Source organism: Paraburkholderia sp. MPAMCS5 (genome assembly GCF_036016995.1).
Classification (GTDB): Bacteria; Pseudomonadota; Gammaproteobacteria; order Burkholderiales; family Burkholderiaceae; genus Paraburkholderia.
Genome location: NZ_JAYXBK010000006.1, coordinates 48,405 through 63,270, shown reverse-complemented (window position 1 = coordinate 63,270; position 14,866 = coordinate 48,405). Strand labels below are relative to the sequence as shown.

14 protein-coding genes are annotated in these 14,866 nt (G+C 61.8%); 6 read left to right on the top strand and 8 right to left on the bottom strand.

What is annotated here, in order from left to right; genetic code table 11:
- Positions 1-4: 4 nt before the first annotated feature.
- The 8 genes from VOM14_RS15435 to VOM14_RS15400 all read right to left on the bottom strand — a co-directional run bounded on the left by VOM14_RS15435 (position 5) and on the right by VOM14_RS15400 (position 6,219).
- Positions 5-718, bottom strand: a complete 714-nt coding sequence (locus VOM14_RS15435; protein WP_327629586.1) for a TetR/AcrR family transcriptional regulator — start codon at positions 716-718, stop codon at positions 5-7.
- Between the two features lie 270 nt (positions 719-988).
- Positions 989-1,690, bottom strand: coding sequence for a diacylglycerol kinase (locus tag VOM14_RS15430; protein ID WP_327629585.1), 702 nt, complete (start codon positions 1,688-1,690; stop codon positions 989-991).
- A 20-nt stretch (positions 1,691-1,710) separates the two neighbouring features.
- Positions 1,711-2,742, bottom strand: a complete 1,032-nt coding sequence (locus VOM14_RS15425; RefSeq protein WP_327629584.1) for a glycosyltransferase family 4 protein — start codon at positions 2,740-2,742, stop codon at positions 1,711-1,713.
- Between the two features lie 41 nt (positions 2,743-2,783).
- Positions 2,784-3,725, bottom strand: a complete 942-nt coding sequence (locus VOM14_RS15420; RefSeq protein WP_327629583.1) for a UDP-2,3-diacylglucosamine diphosphatase — start codon at positions 3,723-3,725, stop codon at positions 2,784-2,786.
- Between the two features lie 152 nt (positions 3,726-3,877).
- Positions 3,878-4,432: an RDD family protein gene (locus tag VOM14_RS15415; RefSeq protein WP_442955545.1), complete on the bottom strand. Its 555-nt coding sequence runs from the start codon at positions 4,430-4,432 to the stop codon at positions 3,878-3,880.
- Positions 4,433-4,443: 11 nt separating this feature from the next.
- Positions 4,444-5,199, bottom strand: a complete 756-nt coding sequence (locus tag VOM14_RS15410) for a DUF3106 domain-containing protein (RefSeq protein WP_327629582.1) — start codon at positions 5,197-5,199, stop codon at positions 4,444-4,446.
- A 16-nt stretch (positions 5,200-5,215) separates the two neighbouring features.
- The gene (locus VOM14_RS15405) at positions 5,216-5,659 is read right to left on the bottom strand and encodes a DUF3619 family protein (protein WP_327629581.1); all 444 of its coding nucleotides are present in this window, start codon (positions 5,657-5,659) and stop codon (positions 5,216-5,218) included.
- Positions 5,656-6,219 (bottom strand): RNA polymerase sigma factor, encoded by a 564-nt coding sequence (locus VOM14_RS15400; RefSeq protein ID WP_327629580.1) that lies wholly within the window; start codon positions 6,217-6,219, stop codon positions 5,656-5,658. Before VOM14_RS15400 ends, VOM14_RS15405 begins: the two co-directional genes overlap by 4 nt.
- Before the next feature lie 366 nt (positions 6,220-6,585).
- On the opposite strand from VOM14_RS15400, the gene VOM14_RS15395 reads away from it, so the two are divergent.
- The 6 genes from VOM14_RS15395 to pssA all read left to right on the top strand — a co-directional run bounded on the left by VOM14_RS15395 (position 6,586) and on the right by pssA (position 14,606).
- The gene (locus tag VOM14_RS15395; RefSeq protein WP_327629579.1) at positions 6,586-8,349 is read left to right on the top strand and encodes an acetolactate synthase 3 catalytic subunit; all 1,764 of its coding nucleotides are present in this window, start codon (positions 6,586-6,588) and stop codon (positions 8,347-8,349) included.
- Between the two features lie 133 nt (positions 8,350-8,482).
- A complete protein-coding gene (ilvN, locus tag VOM14_RS15390; RefSeq protein ID WP_042327505.1) occupies positions 8,483-8,974 on the top strand; it encodes an acetolactate synthase small subunit in 492 nt (163 codons plus the stop codon).
- Positions 8,975-9,093: 119 nt separating this feature from the next.
- A complete protein-coding gene (ilvC, locus tag VOM14_RS15385) occupies positions 9,094-10,110 on the top strand; it encodes a ketol-acid reductoisomerase (protein ID WP_327629578.1) in 1,017 nt (338 codons plus the stop codon).
- Positions 10,111-11,252: 1,142 nt separating this feature from the next.
- The gene (gene ltrA, locus VOM14_RS15380; RefSeq protein WP_327629577.1) at positions 11,253-12,953 is read left to right on the top strand and encodes a group II intron reverse transcriptase/maturase; all 1,701 of its coding nucleotides are present in this window, start codon (positions 11,253-11,255) and stop codon (positions 12,951-12,953) included.
- 117 nt (positions 12,954-13,070) lie between these two features.
- The gene (locus VOM14_RS15375; protein ID WP_327629576.1) at positions 13,071-13,709 is read left to right on the top strand and encodes a phosphatidylserine decarboxylase; all 639 of its coding nucleotides are present in this window, start codon (positions 13,071-13,073) and stop codon (positions 13,707-13,709) included.
- 27 nt (positions 13,710-13,736) lie between these two features.
- Positions 13,737-14,606, top strand: coding sequence for a CDP-diacylglycerol--serine O-phosphatidyltransferase (gene pssA, locus VOM14_RS15370; RefSeq protein ID WP_327629575.1), 870 nt, complete (start codon positions 13,737-13,739; stop codon positions 14,604-14,606).
- The last annotated feature ends 260 nt before the right edge of the window (positions 14,607-14,866 follow it).

Below are 14,866 nucleotides of genomic sequence, written 5' to 3'. Positions count from 1 at the left end.
GTCCTTATTCGTTGCGAGGCGCGGCGCCTTCCTTGGGCGGCAGATAGTCGTAGAACTCGCGCTTTTCCAGCTTGCCGGACACGAGGTCGTCGAAAATCTGGCGCGAGCGGCCGCGCAGGTAAGGCGCCATCAGCGACACGATCTGCACGCTCACCTGATGCAGTTCCGCGCGAATCGTTTCCTGCTCGTTGTATTTGCGCGGGTTCATCACGAACTGGTACGACAGCCAGTAGGTTGCGATCACGCCGATGTTGGTCGCGATGACCTGCAGTTCATCGGTCGTGGCGACCATTTCGCCGTCCGCCACGAGCTGGTCGCAGAACTGGCTCGCAAAGCGCACCTTGTGGCTGATGATCTGCTTGAAGTGGGTTTCCAGTGTGCGATTGCGCGCGAGCAGATCGTTCAGGTCGCGATACAGGAAACGATAGCGCCAGGTGAAATCGACCATGTACTGCAGATATGACCACATTTCGTCGATGGTCGCGCGATGGTCGTCGGGAAAACGCAGACGCTTTTCGATCTCCTGCTCGAACTGGCTGAAGATGCTGTTGATGATGTCGTCTTTGTTGCGGAAGTGGTAGTACAGGTTGCCTGGACTGATTTCCATTTCCTCGGCGATGGTCGTCGTCGTGACGTTCGGCTCGCCGATTTCGTTGAACAGCTTCAACGAGAGTTCGAGTATCCGTTCGCGCGTGCGGCGGGGAGGTTTGGCTTCCATGTCGTCCGGCCCTGGTTACGCCGGGTTGGGCGCGCGGCGGCGTGCCGCAGCTAAGGGTCCACCCGGACGCGGTTGCTATTTTTAAGACTGCCGGACGATTATAAACCGAGCGTTCTAAAACCCGACGGGTACTCAGGGTTTTCATTTTTCGGGCGATGCAGCGCGCGACGCCGCGCATTGCGGAAGTCGCGCTGCGAGCGCCCGGCATTGATCGCGGCGTTCATCGCAAGGTTTATTGCAACGATTATCGCAACGTTTATCGCGGCGTTTTCAAAGCCACGCTTTCACCCAGTGCACGACGAGCGGCCCGACGATCAACGCCCACGTCATCACGCACATGCCGAGCGCGACCATCACCGCCGCGCTGCCCAGGTCTTTGGCGCGGCGCGACAGTTCGTGCCGTTCGAGCGAGATGCGGTCGATGGCCGCTTCCAGGCTCGAATTCAGCAACTCGACGATCAGCACCAGCAGCACCGAGCCCAGCAGCAACACGCGCGAAACTGGCTCGACCGGAACCAGCACGCCGCACGGAAGCAGAATCGCCGCGAGCGTCAGTTCCTGGCGAAACGCACTTTCCTCGCGGATCGCGACGCGAAAGCCCGCGAGCGAGTTTTTCATCGCGTGCCAGGCCCGCGTGAGGCCGCGATTGCCCTTGTACGGATTAAAGGGCAGCGGCGCGAGCGGATCGTCGGGGCCGAGCGGTTCGTGGTGCGCTTCGTGACGAGCTTCCTGGTCGGTTTCCTGAAGCGGCTGGCGCTGCGGCGCAGATTGAGACTTGCTCGCGACGTGCGCGCCGCCATGGCCGTTCATGCCATGCGCCTGGGCATCGTACGGCGCGCCGCCGGACTCGCTGACGTCCTCGAACGGCTCGACGCGCGCGCCGGTTTCGTCGTCCGGTTGATCGTCGCCGGCGCGCACGGCGCGCAACGCGCCGTTCGACGCGCGGCTCGCGTGGGGGGATCTGGCTCGCATGGACAATCCGGCGCGCCGCGTCACGCGGCTGCGCTTTCCTCGCGATAGGCCGCGTGCGGCAATGGCTTCAGATGCGCGGCGAATTGCTCGGAAGCCGCCGCCCACGAAAAGCGCTCGGCCCACGCGCGGGCATGCGCGCGCTCGATTTTCAGCGCTTCGAGACATGCTTCCTGGAGATCTTCGTGCATCGCGCCGGCGCCGCCGTCGCCGAGCACGTCGATCGGACCGGTCACCGGATACGCCGCGACCGGCGTGCCGCAGGCGAGCGCTTCGAGCAGCACGAGCCCGAACGTATCGGTGCGGCTCGGGAACACGAAGACGTCCGCCGCGGCATAGACCTTCGCGAGTTCAGCCTGCGTGAGCACGCCCAGGTAATTCGCTTGCGGATAGCGCGACTTCAGTTCGGCGAGCGCGGGGCCTTCGCCGGCCACCCATTTCGAGCCCGGCAAATCGAGCTTCAGAAACGCCTCGACGTTTTTTTCGACGGCCACGCGCCCCACATACAGGAAGATCGGCCGCGCGGTGTTGAGCACCTTCGAGTCCATCGGGTGAAAGATGTCGAGATCGACGCCGCGCGTCCACAGCACGACGTTCGTGAAGCCGAATTTTTCGAGGTCGCTCTTCACGACCGGCGTCGGCGCCATCACGGCCAGCGACGGCTTGTGGAACCAGTGCAGGAACTTGTACGTGGCCGCGAGCGGAATGCCGAAGCGCGCCTGCACGTACTCCGGAAAGCGCGTGTGATAGGCGGTCGTGAACGGCAGCTTGTGGCGGATCGCATAGGCGCGCGCGGCCATGCCGAGCGGGCCTTCGGTCGCGATGTGCAGGGCGTCGGGCTGGAACGCGTCGATGCGCGCGTGCAGCCTGCGGCGCGGCAGCAACGACAGGCGGATCTCAGGATAAGTCGGGCAGGGGATCGTCCGGAATTCGAGCGGCGTCAGCAGATCGACGCGGTGGCCGAGTTCGGTAAGCTCGCGCGTGGTGTTCTTCAGCGTGCGCACGACGCCATTGACCTGCGGTTCCCACGCGTCGGTGACGATCATGATCTTCATCGATTTGGTTCCTCGATTCGGCCCAACAGAAGTTAAAGGGATTACGCGGTTGCCCGGGCCTTCTGCACGCCGGCTTGCGGCGAGCGCATCACGGTCCAGTAAATCACCTTGAGTTCGCCTTCGTACGTCTCGACGAGCGCCGACAGACTTTCCACCCAGTCGCCGTCGTTGCAATACAGCACGCCGTCGATGTCGCGTATTTCGGCTTTGTGGATGTGCCCGCAGACCACGCCGTCACAGCCTCGGCGGCGCGCCTCGTCGGTCATCACGCGTTCGAACGACGAGATGAAGTTCACCGCGTTCTTCACCTGGTGCTTCAGGTATTGCGACAGCGACCAGTACGGAAAGCCGAGTCGGCTGCGGATGCGGTTGAACCAGCGGTTCAGGATCAGGATCATCGTGTAGAGCGTGTCGCCGAGATAGGCGAGCCACTTCGCGTGCTGGATCACGCCGTCGAACAGATCGCCGTGCACGATCCACAGGCGCTTGCCGGCGAGCGTCGTGTGAAACGCCTCGCCGCGCACGTGGATGTCGCCGAACGCGAGGTCGCAGAACTGGCGCGCGGCTTCGTCGTGATTGCCGGGCACGTAGACGACCTGGGTGCCTTTGCGCGCCTTGCGCAGCACCTTCTGCACGACGTCGTTGTGCGCCTGCGGCCAGTACCAGCCTTTCTTCAACTGCCACCCGTCGATGATGTCGCCGACGAGATACAGATACTCCGACTCGTTGTGGCGCAGGAAGTCCAGCAGATACGGCGCCTGGCAGCCGCTCGAACCGAGGTGGATGTCGGAGAGCCAGATCGTGCGGTAGCGATGCGGATCGGCATGATCGTCGTCGTGCCGCGACGTCTCGGCGTCGAGCGGCGGCACGGCCACGGCCAGCGGCAAGCCGGTGCTCTGACTGGGTTCGGGGCGCAACGCGACGGGGTCGACGCTCGGGCCGGTCTGGCGGAACAGGGAAGTCGCGGACGTATTCGAGTCCATGGCTCACGCGTCGAGTTGCAGTGCCCGTATTGGGCCTACGGCGCGTGACTGTGCCGTGACAGTCATGAGAAGTTCTTATTACTGCGACGGCTTGCGGACGATGAAGCGGGAGGAAGGTGGGCCGTGCCTGAGCGCTTGCCCTAGCGCGTGCCTTAGCGCGTGACGTCGATCACGCGTGTGCCGGCGAGACGGTCGTGCAGAAACTGGCGGCTCGCGCCGAAGCAGCCGGTCGCCGCCCAGAGAACGAACCAGACCGCGGCGGCAATGAGCGTGCGCGGAACGCTGAGGCCGAGGATCGGATGCAGCGCGAGCGGCGGCAGGAACCATAGCCACGCGAGCAGGTAGCGCGCGATCGCGCGCCATGCGCAGAGCGGAGCGCCGTTGGCCGCGACGACGCGCAGGCGCCAGGTTTTCATCGGCAGTGTCTGGCCGCTGTGGGTCCAGAACCACACGAAATACAACCCGACGACGAGACCGATCCACGTCGCGAGCAGGTTGTGGTGCGTGAGTCCGTTGCGTTGCTGCGTGAGCGTGCCGAACAGATAGCCGGCGACGAACACGACGCCGAACAGCAGCAGCGCTTCGTAGAGCAGCGCGGCGAGGCGGCGGCGCACGGTTGGCGGCTGGCTGGACGGAACGGCAGCCGTAACGGGCGAGGCCGGACCTTGATCCGAATGGGCGTGGGCGGTCACGTTCGGTTCGGACACGGCGCGGCGGCTCATGAACCGTTGAAGATCGACGGCGCCTCGGCCGGCGAAACCGGCACCGGCGTGGCGGGGACGAAGCTGCCCGCGGCCGGCGCACCCGGCACCGACGCCGGGCTCGGCAACGACGCCGGGACCGCCGCGCTCGCCGACGCCGCGCCGCTCGCGCCGTGCTCGCGCGCATTGACGAGCCGGTCGAGCCCCTTGATCTCGCTGCGGCCCGACGGCGGCGCGCTGACCACGCTCGGGCGGCGCTTGTGCTCGCTCGCGGCGAGGCGCTGCTTCAGCTCCTCGGGCAATTGCTGATAGGCCTTCCACGCGTTCTGACGTGTCTCACGCGGCAACTGCTTCGAGACCTGATAGTTTTCGCGCGCGACGCGCCGCTGATCGGGCGTCATGCGCACCCATTCGGTCATGCGGTCATGCAGCCGTTTTTGCGCCTCAGGCGACAATTTCGAGTAACGGGATGCAATTTTCAGCCATTTACGCTGACGCTCTTCGCTGAAGGAATCCCACTCGGACTGGAACGGGGCAAGCGCGACGTGTTCGGCGGCGCTCAGGCGCGACCAGGCCAGTGGACTTTTGCTGCCGGGCAAGCTCGGCAATTCGACGGCGAGCGTGGGCGCCGGCGCGGGCGCGGCGCCATTGCCGGCGGCGGGCGCGCCGGCAGGCTGGGAACTCGGATAAAAGCGCGGATACGTCGCGGCAAACGACACCAGGGCCGCAATCGTGCATCCGAAAACTACGGCCAGGCCGCGCTTGTAACTCACCCGAAAAATCTCCCGCTCAGTGGGCGCGTGAAAGGTACGCGTTGAAGCCGTGGTCGAGATAGGCATTGAGCGGCAGGTCGTCGCTTAACATGGCGGCATCGATATCGGCGAGTTCGGCGGTGCGCTGCTGGTCTTCCCAGTAGGCAATGCCCACGAGGCTCACGACCAGCGCGGCGAGCGGCCACGCAAGCGCGAAGCGGCGCAGCGGCGAGCGGCGGCGTTGCGGCAATGGCGCATTGCGCAGTTCTCCCTGCGACAGGCCGGACGGCATGCCGACGCCGGCCAGAGCGGGCGCGAACACCGGCGCGGTCACGATTTCGGGCTTCTTGCGGGCGAGCGCGGCGCGGCGCACCGCGGCGAGTCGGTCGACGGTGGCGGGGGCAAGGCTGGCGGCATTTTCGTCGAGCGCGCGGCGCACCTGGCGCGCGAACTCGAGTTCTTTTGTTTCGAGGGAGCTCATAGCGTGATTCCTTTGGCCTTGAGCGCTTGTGCGAGCGTGTGGGTGGCCCGCGAACAGTGCGTCTTCACACTGCCTTCGGAGCAGCCCATCGCGGCGGCAGTCTCGGCGACATCCATATCTTCCCAATAACGCATGAGAAACGCCTCCCGTTGACGTGCCGGCAACTTTTGGATCTCGTCGTCGATTTGCTGCAAGACCTGTTCGCGTTCGAGTTTGCGCTCGTTGCTCTCGGCGCCCGCGGAGCCTTCCTCGGCTTCGAACGTTTCGAGGGGATCGAATTCGTCGTCGTCGGAATTGCCGAGCGACGAGAACAGGCTCACCCAGGTATTGCGCACTTTGGCACGACGGAAATAGTCGTGCGTCGCATTCTGCAGAATACGCTGAAACAGCAGGGGAAGTTCGGCCGCGGGGCGATCGCCGTATTTTTCGGCGAGCTTGATCATCGCGTCCTGCACGATGTCCAGCGAGGCGTCGTCGTCCCGCACGGCGTAGACCGTCTGCTTGAATGCGCGCCTTTCGACGCCCGCCAGAAAATCGGCGAGTTCCTTGTCTGATGCCATCCGTTTGGGGGTCGGCGCAGCGAGCGTGCGCGTAATCGATCGAAAAATGTCGTAAAACTCGCGGATGCTAACAAATTTTTGCGTAAGCAGGGGTAAAACGTGGACCGGCTTGCAGCGTCATGAGGCGGCGCGCCGGTCAGGCGTCGGTCAGAAGCGGGCGTGGCGACAAGGGGTTGGGGCAATATTTGCTTGACCGCACGGGCGTCTGCGGCTATCGTCGCTGGTTCGCAACATAAGTGACTTGTCTCATTGAGGTGTGGCCCAAGAAGCTCACCTGTCAACTGGACGCGCCGCTTGAACCCGAGCCACAAGCCCGGCAGAGAGCACCCGATCAATTTTTTGCCGAAAATTCGAAAGGTGAATTGAATGAATATGCCCAGCGCGGAATTCTCCACGTCGGATACCACTCCCCAACACGAAGCTGACTCTATCGGCGCCACCGTGCTCATGAAGGCACTGGCCGACGAAGACGTCGAGTTCATCTGGGGTTATCCCGGCGGCTCGGTACTCTACATTTACGACGAGCTGTACAAGCAGGACAAGTTCGAGCACGTCCTCGTGCGCCACGAGCAGGCCGCGGTTCACGCCGCCGACGCGTACGCGCGTTCCACCGGCAAGGTCGGCGTGTGTCTCGTGACCTCCGGCCCCGGCGTCACCAATGCGGTGACCGGCATTGCCACCGCCTACATGGATTCGATCCCGATGGTCGTGATCAGCGGCCAGGTGCCGACTGCCGCGATCGGCCAGGACGCGTTCCAGGAGTGCGACACGGTCGGCATCACGCGTCCCTGCGTGAAGCACAACTTCCTCGTGAAGGACGTGCGCGATCTCGCCGCCACCGTCAAAAAAGCCTTTTACATTGCCCGTACCGGCCGTCCCGGCCCGGTCCTGATCGACATTCCGAAAGACGTGTCGAAGGCGCCGTGCCAATACGAGCCGGTCAGGAGCGTCACGCTGCGCTCGTACAATCCGGTCACGAAGGGCCACTCGGGCCAGATCCGCAAGGCGGTGTCGCTGCTGCTGTCGGCGAAGCGTCCGTACATCTACACCGGCGGCGGCATCATTCTCGCGGACGCATCGCGTGAGCTGAACCAGTTTGCCGATCTGCTCGGCTATCCCATCACCAACACGCTGATGGGGCTGGGCGGGTATCGCGCGAGCGACAAGAAATTCCTCGGCATGCTCGGCATGCACGGCACGTACGAAGCCAACATGGCGATGCAGCACTGTGACGTGCTGATCGCGATTGGCGCGCGTTTCGACGACCGCGTGATCGGTGATCCGGGTCACTTCGCTTCGCGCCCGCGCAAGATCATTCACATCGACATCGATCCTTCCTCCATTTCCAAGCGCGTCAAGGTCGACATTCCTATTGTCGGCGACGTGAAGGAAGTGCTGAAGGAGCTGATCGAGCAGTTGCAAACGGCCGAGCATGGCCCGGACACCGCGGCGCTCGCCGACTGGTGGAAAGACATCGAAGCCTGGCGCGCGAAAGACTGCCTGAAATTCGACCGCAAGAGCGACATCATCAAGCCGCAGTACGTGGTGGAAAAGGCGTGGGAACTGACCGACGGCAATGCCTTCGTGTGTTCCGACGTCGGCCAGCACCAGATGTGGGCGGCGCAGTTCTATCGCTTCAACAAGCCGCGCCGCTGGATCAACTCCGGTGGCCTCGGCACGATGGGCTTCGGTCTGCCGGCGGCGATGGGCGTGAAGATGGCGCACCCGGACGACGACGTGCTGTGCATCACGGGCGAAGGCTCGATCCAGATGTGCATCCAGGAGTTGTCGACCTGCAAGCAGTACGACACGCCGGTGAAGATCATTTCGCTCAACAACCGCTATCTGGGCATGGTGCGCCAGTGGCAGCAGATCGAATACAGCAAGCGCTATTCGCATTCGTACATGGATGCGCTGCCCGATTTCGTGAAGCTCGCCGAAGCGTACGGCCACGTGGGCATGCGTATCGAACGCACCGCCGATGTCGAGCCGGCGTTGAAGGAAGCGCTGCGCCTGAAAGATCGCACCGTGTTTCTCGATTTCCAGACCGATCCGACCGAAAACGTCTGGCCGATGGTTCAGGCCGGCAAGGGCATCACCGAGATGCTCATGGGTTCGGAAGATCTATAACGGCGGTGCGTTGGGGTTCATTTGCGTGAACCCAGCGTCGGCTTCGCCTTGCACGCCTTCAAAAAAGGCGCGGGCAAACGAAGCGGCGCCGCACCGCTCGCGGACATCGACAAAACATCTGGAAAAGCGAAACATGAGACACATCATTTCAGTCCTGCTGGAAAACGAACCGGGCGCGTTATCACGCGTGGTCGGTCTCTTCTCGGCACGCGGCTATAACATTGAAACCTTGACGGTGGCTCCGACCGAAGACCGTTCGCTGTCGCGCATGACCATCGTCTCCATTGGCTCGGACGACGTGATCGAACAGATCACGAAGCATCTGAACCGCCTGATCGAGGTGGTAAAAGTGGTCGACCTTACCGAGGGCGCCCACATCGAGCGCGAGCTGATGTTGATCAAGGTGAGGGCGGTCGGCAAGGAACGTGAGGAGATGAAGCGGATGTCGGATATTTTCCGCGGCCGCATCATCGACGTCACCGAAAAGACCTACACGATCGAACTGACGGGCGCGGCCGACAAGCTGGACGCCTTCATCGAAGGGCTCGATTCCACGGCCATTCTCGAAACGGTCCGCACGGGCAGTTCGGGCATCGGCCGCGGCGAGCGCATTCTGAAGGTGTAGCGCGCAGCGTTTCGATCGGGCCGGGTAGCGCCTCACGCACTTCGTTATCCGGTCTTGCAACACAGCATTCGCAGTATCTGAATCTCTCTGAATCATTCGAAATTAGCCAAGGAACCGACATGAAAGTTTTCTACGACAAGGACGCCGATCTCTCCCTCATCAAGGGCAAGCAGGTCACCATCATCGGCTATGGCTCGCAAGGTCATGCGCACGCGCTGAACCTCAGCGAAAGCGGCGTGAAGGTCACGGTCGGTCTGCGCAAGGGCGGCGCATCGTGGAGCAAGGCTGAGAACGCCGGCCTGCAGGTCAAGGAAGTGGCGGAAGCCGTGAAGGGCGCGGACGTCGTCATGATGCTGCTGCCGGACGAGCAGATCGCTGAGGTGTACGCAAAGGAAGTGCACGCCAACGCGAAGCAGGGCGCGGCGCTCGCCTTCGCGCACGGCTTCAACGTGCACTACGGCCAGGTGATCCCGCGCGCGGATCTGGACGTCATCATGATCGCGCCGAAGGCGCCGGGCCACACGGTTCGCGGCACCTACTCGCAAGGTGGCGGCGTGCCGCATCTGATCGCGGTTGCGCAGGACAAGTCGGGCGCGGCGCGTGACATCGCTCTGTCGTACGCTGCGGCGAACGGCGGCGGCCGTGCCGGCATCATCGAAACGAACTTCCGCGAAGAAACGGAAACCGACCTGTTCGGCGAACAGGCTGTTCTGTGCGGCGGCACCGTCGACCTGATCAAGGCCGGCTTCGAAACGCTGGTGGAAGCGGGCTACGCGCCGGAAATGGCGTACTTCGAATGCCTGCACGAACTGAAGCTGATCGTCGACCTGATCTACGAAGGCGGCATCGCGAACATGAACTACTCGATCTCGAACAACGCCGAATACGGCGAATACGTGACGGGTCCGCGTATCGTGACGGCCGAGACGAAGAAGGCGATGAAGGCCGTGCTGACCGACATTCAGACGGGCGAGTACGCAAAGAGCTTCATCATCGAAAACAAGGCTGGCGCGCCGACGCTCCAGTCGCGCCGCCGCCTGACGGCCGAGCACCAGATCGAACAGGTCGGTGCGAAGCTGCGCGCCATGATGCCGTGGATCGCGAAGAACAAGCTCGTCGACCAGTCGAAGAACTAAGAAGTCCGTTTGATCCGTTCTCTTCGCATTGTTCGTTTTAGCTTTTGACCGGCGAGGCGCATCGACGTGTGCGCCGGTCATGCAAAAAGCCGCCCGAGGGTGCTGAACCCCGGGCGGCTTTTGCTATCCTACGGTTTTACGTGCGACACGCGTCGCATCGACTGGACGGCGAAAGCCGTCCCATTTGGTGGCACCTTGTGGCCACCCCTGTGTAGCGAAGCGAGACTGGGTGAAGTTGCCTGGAATCGCTGCCGTAGGCGGGTCCGATACTCGTATCGACGCCCGCATTTGCATTGACCTGATTACCGTCAGGTTCCGCCGAGTTAGCGGCTTCAATTCCGCTAACAAAGCGGATTGTTGTATGTATCTCCCGAGCCTCAGGGCGCGGATCGCTGCAAGTACGAGCGCAAGCTCGGTGTGTCATTGTTCGGGCACGTCCGCGGTATGGCGTGTGAAGTGAACCTGCTGTACGACCAGCAGTAGCCTACGAAGACATGCGTCACTGGCAACGGTGGGGTGTGAAGCTCTTCTGACAATGTAGCCTCCAGAAGTAATGGGTGCGTGAATGCCGCGAGGTATTCATTCAGAGACTCCGAGCAGCAAAAGGGGTTGAGGCGCTAGGCTGGCTGATACGGTTAATGCAAGTGAACTGCTGATAAACCTCGTAAGTAGGACGGTGCCAAAGCTGCTGACAGGCATCAACCAAATAGGTGTGCGGTCGGATAACCCGCTGTAAATTCGGGTTACGTCGTCTTCGGACCGCCGGGGAATAGGCAGAACCTAAGTCAGTCGTGTGACATGCCGGGAACGTGGTAAGCCTGTATGGTTGCCGGTTGTAGTTTGACTGGCAGGCGAACCGTGAGGGACGCTGTTGATTGTGCAGGTATGGGATGACGGAGAACGCGAATGCCGGTCTGTAATGGATCGGATAGGGGTTGAGACATTACCTCACGCGAAAGCGAGCAGACTTCCGTCTGGTCTACCGTCGCAAGATGGCTGACTAACCCTTTAGCTGGAAGATGATTGCTGTTGGGCTTCTGGACCATCAGCATATGTTTTTACCCCCTTGCGGGAGCAGATCGCTCCCGCAAGGGGCGATCTGTTCTCTGCTCGGGATTCACTTCTTCGAGTAGGAGAGCAGCATGAGAGTATCTGTCCGAAAGGATGGATCTGCGCTTTCCCACGCGCCGGACAATTGGTACGCCGTAGATTGGCGTCGGGTTGAACGGAACGTGAGAGGGATGCAGATTCGAATTGCGAAGGCGACGCGGGAAGGCAATTGGCGCAGAGGGAGAGCTCTGCAAAGGATGCTGACCCGCACGTTGTCCGCGAAGCTGTATGCGGTACGACGTGTTACGCAGAATCAGGGTGCGCGAACGGCTGGAGTCGATCGCGAACTTTGGGACTCGCCTGAGAGCCGATGGCTTGCTGTCGGCAGGTTGAAGCGGCGTGGTTATAAGCCTCTGCCTTTACGGAGAGTCTTTATCCCCAAAGCCAATGGAAAGGAGCGCCCGCTGGGCATTCCGACCATGCGGGACAGGGCGATGCAAGCCTTGTATCTGCTGGCTCTGGAGCCGGTGTCAGAATCGACGAGTGACCCGAACTCTTATGGGTTCCGGACAAACCGCTCGACGGCTGATGCTATGTCGCAGATATTCGTCGCCATGTCCCAGAAGGGCTCAGCCCGCTGGGTGCTGGAGGCGGACATCAAGGGATGCTTCGATCACATTAGACACGACTGGTTGGAGACTCATGTTCTGATGGACAGGGAAATCCTCCGGAAATGGCTGAAAGCTGGCCTGATTTACAAAGGGCAGCTTCAGGCGACAGAGGCCGGTACGCCGCAAGGAGGGATCATTTCTCCGACGCTGGCGAATGTGACGTTGAACGGGCTGGAGCGAGAACTGCTGGCGCACCTCAGTGCGAAGTATGGGATCGCAAAAGCCAACAAGCTTAAGGTCAATGTAGTGCGGTACGCGGACGACTTCGTGATCACCGGTGACTCGCAAGAGTTGCTGGAGCAGGAAGTTCGGCCTTGGGTGGAAGCATTCCTTGCCGTTCGAGGTCTGCAACTGTCCGAAGAGAAAACGCGCATCACGCACATCGACTCGGGCTTCGATTTCCTTGGGTGGAATTTCCGCAAGTATTCGGGGATTTTGCTCATCAAGCCGAGCAAGAAAAACGTGCAAACGTTCTATCGCAAGGTGGCGGATACGATCAGCGGTCACAAGACGGTGAAGCAGGAGAATCTGATTCGACTGCTGAACCCTATGCTACGAGGCTGGGCGCAATATCACAGCCCCGTGGTCGCCAAAGAGGCATACAGCCGCATGGAGTCTTTAATTTTCCGAAGACTCTGGCGGTGGTCGAAGAGGCGACACCTGAACAAGAATGCTGACTGGGTGAAAAAGAAATATTTCCACTCGGAGGGTAATCGAAACTGGGTGTTTGCTGTTCCTGTAGCTCGTGACGACGGGAGTAAGGGGTTGCTTAGCCTGTACCAGCTCAGCGGTACGGAGATTAAGCGACACAGAAAGGTCAAGGGCGCATTCAATCCCTTTGATCCTGAGTGGGAGCAGTACGGCGAACAGTTGCGACAGGCGCGCATGGAACACTCGATGCGTTATCGGAAGCAATGGGTCTCGCTGTATATGTCGCAAGACGGGCTTTGCTCGCATTGTGGCTGTGCCCTGACAAAGGAGACCGGCTGGCATGACCATCATCTGGAATATCGGATGCATGGTGGTACGGACGCTCTATCGAACAGGGTTCTGCTTCACCCGCACTGCCATCAGCAGGTGCACGCAGGTAAAATTGCGGTAACTAAGCCGGCTCGGTCCTAAGACTGGGCTTTGTTTGTAGATTTGAGCCGTATGCGGGGAAACTCGCACGTACGGTTCTTAGGGGGCCCTTCTTCCGCAAGGAAGGGGGGCTACCCTCCAAAAACACTGAAGCCATCCATGAATTACCCACATCCGATCATCGCGCGAGAAGGCTGGCCGTTCATCGCCATCGCGGCCGTCATTGCACTTCTGGTTCACGCCTTCGCGGGGTTCGGCTTTGCTTGGATCTTCTGGCTGATCCTGATCTTCGTCGTGCAGTTCTTCCGCGATCCGGCGCGCCCGATTCCGACGCAGGCGAACGCCGTGCTGTGCCCGGCCGACGGCCGCATCGTCGCCGTGGAAACCGCGCACGATCCGTACGCGAATCGTGAAGCGCTGAAAATCAGCGTGTTCATGAACGTCTTCAACGTCCACTCGCAACGCTCGCCTGTGGATGGCGCGATCTCCAAGGTCGAATACTTCCCCGGCGCGTATCTGAATGCCGCGGTGGACAAGGCTTCGCTCGAAAACGAACGCAATGCGGTGGTGATCGAAATGGCCGGCGGCCAGACGGTGACCTCCGTGCAGATCGCCGGTTTGATCGCGCGGCGCATTCTTTGCTATGTGCGTGCAGGCGAGCCGCTTACGCGTGGTCAGCGCTATGGCTTTATCCGCTTCGGTTCGCGCGTCGACGTGTATCTCCCGGTGGGCAGCCGCCCCCGCGTGTCGATCGGCGAGAAGGTGTCGGCGTCGTCCACGATCCTCGCTGAACTGTAAAGCAGCGGCACCAAGGAGGTTGTCCGAATGGCCGCATTCAAACCGCGCCGACCGCGCACCAGTGGACCGCTGCCGCGGCCGTTTCGCCGCAACAAGCCGATCGTGGCGGAGTCACCGGCCGTGGACAGCCGGCGCGCCCAGCGTCAGCAATTCCTGAGAAAGCGCGGCATTTATCTGCTGCCGAACTCTTTCACCACGGCGGCGCTGTTCTGCGGCTTTTTTGCCGTCGTGCAGGCAATGAACGTGCGCTTCGAAATCGCGGCCATCGCGATCTTCGTGGCGATGGTGCTCGACGGCATGGACGGCCGCGTCGCCCGTATGACGCATACCCAAAGCGCATTCGGCGAGCAGTTCGACAGTCTTTCCGACATGGTGTCGTTCGGCGTCGCGCCGGCGCTTGTCATGTACGAGTGGATTCTGAAGGACCTCGGCCGCTGGGGCTGGCTCGCGGCGTTCGTCTACTGTTCGGGCGCGGCGTTGCGCCTCGCGCGTTTCAACACGAACATCGGCGTGGTCGATAAGCGTTTTTTCCAGGGCATGCCGAGTCCGGCGGCCGCGGCGCTGATCGCCGGCTTCGTGTGGCTCGCCACCGACAACCGTGTGCCGCTCAAGCTCGTCTGGCTGCCGTGGGTCGCTTTCGTGCTGACTATCTACGCGGGCGTGACCATGGTGTCGAACGCGCCGTTCTACAGCGGCAAGGCGCTCGACGTGCGGCATCGCGTGCCGTTCGGCGTGATTCTGCTCGTCGTGGTGGCGTTCGTGCTGGTGTCGTCCGATCCGCCGCTCATGCTGTTTGGTCTGTTCGTGCTGTACGGTTTGTCCGGCTATGTGTTCTGGGGTTACCAGGCCGTGCGGGGCAGGGCGAATCCGGCTCGCTCGGTGGCGCACGACAGGTAAATGGGCAAGCGAGTGCGCGCGCCGCGCATTCGCCACGGCACACCTTGTATTGGATGAAATCGGCGGCCTTCGGGCCGCCGATTTTCGTTGTGCGATGCCGGTTGCCAGGTCGTCGCGACAGGGCTGCACGGCAGGCTGGATGCAGGTCTGGCGCTAATTGCACGGCGGCGGGAATGCCGCTATAGTCGTTGGATGACTGGCTCCGCGTTGCTTTTTTCAGCCGCTATGGCGACTGTCAGCGGGGCGGCGAGCTGGAGCGG

Coding starts and splice junctions, on each gene's coding strand:
- VOM14_RS15375 (WP_327629576.1), top strand. CDS start 13,071: ATGAATTACCCACATCCGATCATCGCGCGAGAAGGCTGGCCGTTCATC.
- VOM14_RS15395 (WP_327629579.1), top strand. CDS start 6,586: ATGAATATGCCCAGCGCGGAATTCTCCACGTCGGATACCACTCCCCAA.
- VOM14_RS15435 (WP_327629586.1), bottom strand. CDS start 718: ATGGAAGCCAAACCTCCCCGCCGCACGCGCGAACGGATACTCGAACTC.
- ilvC (WP_327629578.1), top strand. CDS start 9,094: ATGAAAGTTTTCTACGACAAGGACGCCGATCTCTCCCTCATCAAGGGC.
- pssA (WP_327629575.1), top strand. CDS start 13,737: ATGGCCGCATTCAAACCGCGCCGACCGCGCACCAGTGGACCGCTGCCG.
- ltrA (WP_327629577.1), top strand. CDS start 11,253: ATGAGAGTATCTGTCCGAAAGGATGGATCTGCGCTTTCCCACGCGCCG.
- VOM14_RS15405 (WP_327629581.1), bottom strand. CDS start 5,659: ATGAGCTCCCTCGAAACAAAAGAACTCGAGTTCGCGCGCCAGGTGCGC.
- ilvN (WP_042327505.1), top strand. CDS start 8,483: ATGAGACACATCATTTCAGTCCTGCTGGAAAACGAACCGGGCGCGTTA.
- VOM14_RS15430 (WP_327629585.1), bottom strand. CDS start 1,690: ATGCGAGCCAGATCCCCCCACGCGAGCCGCGCGTCGAACGGCGCGTTG.
- VOM14_RS15420 (WP_327629583.1), bottom strand. CDS start 3,725: ATGGACTCGAATACGTCCGCGACTTCCCTGTTCCGCCAGACCGGCCCG.
- VOM14_RS15400 (WP_327629580.1), bottom strand. CDS start 6,219: ATGGCATCAGACAAGGAACTCGCCGATTTTCTGGCGGGCGTCGAAAGG.
- VOM14_RS15425 (WP_327629584.1), bottom strand. CDS start 2,742: ATGAAGATCATGATCGTCACCGACGCGTGGGAACCGCAGGTCAATGGC.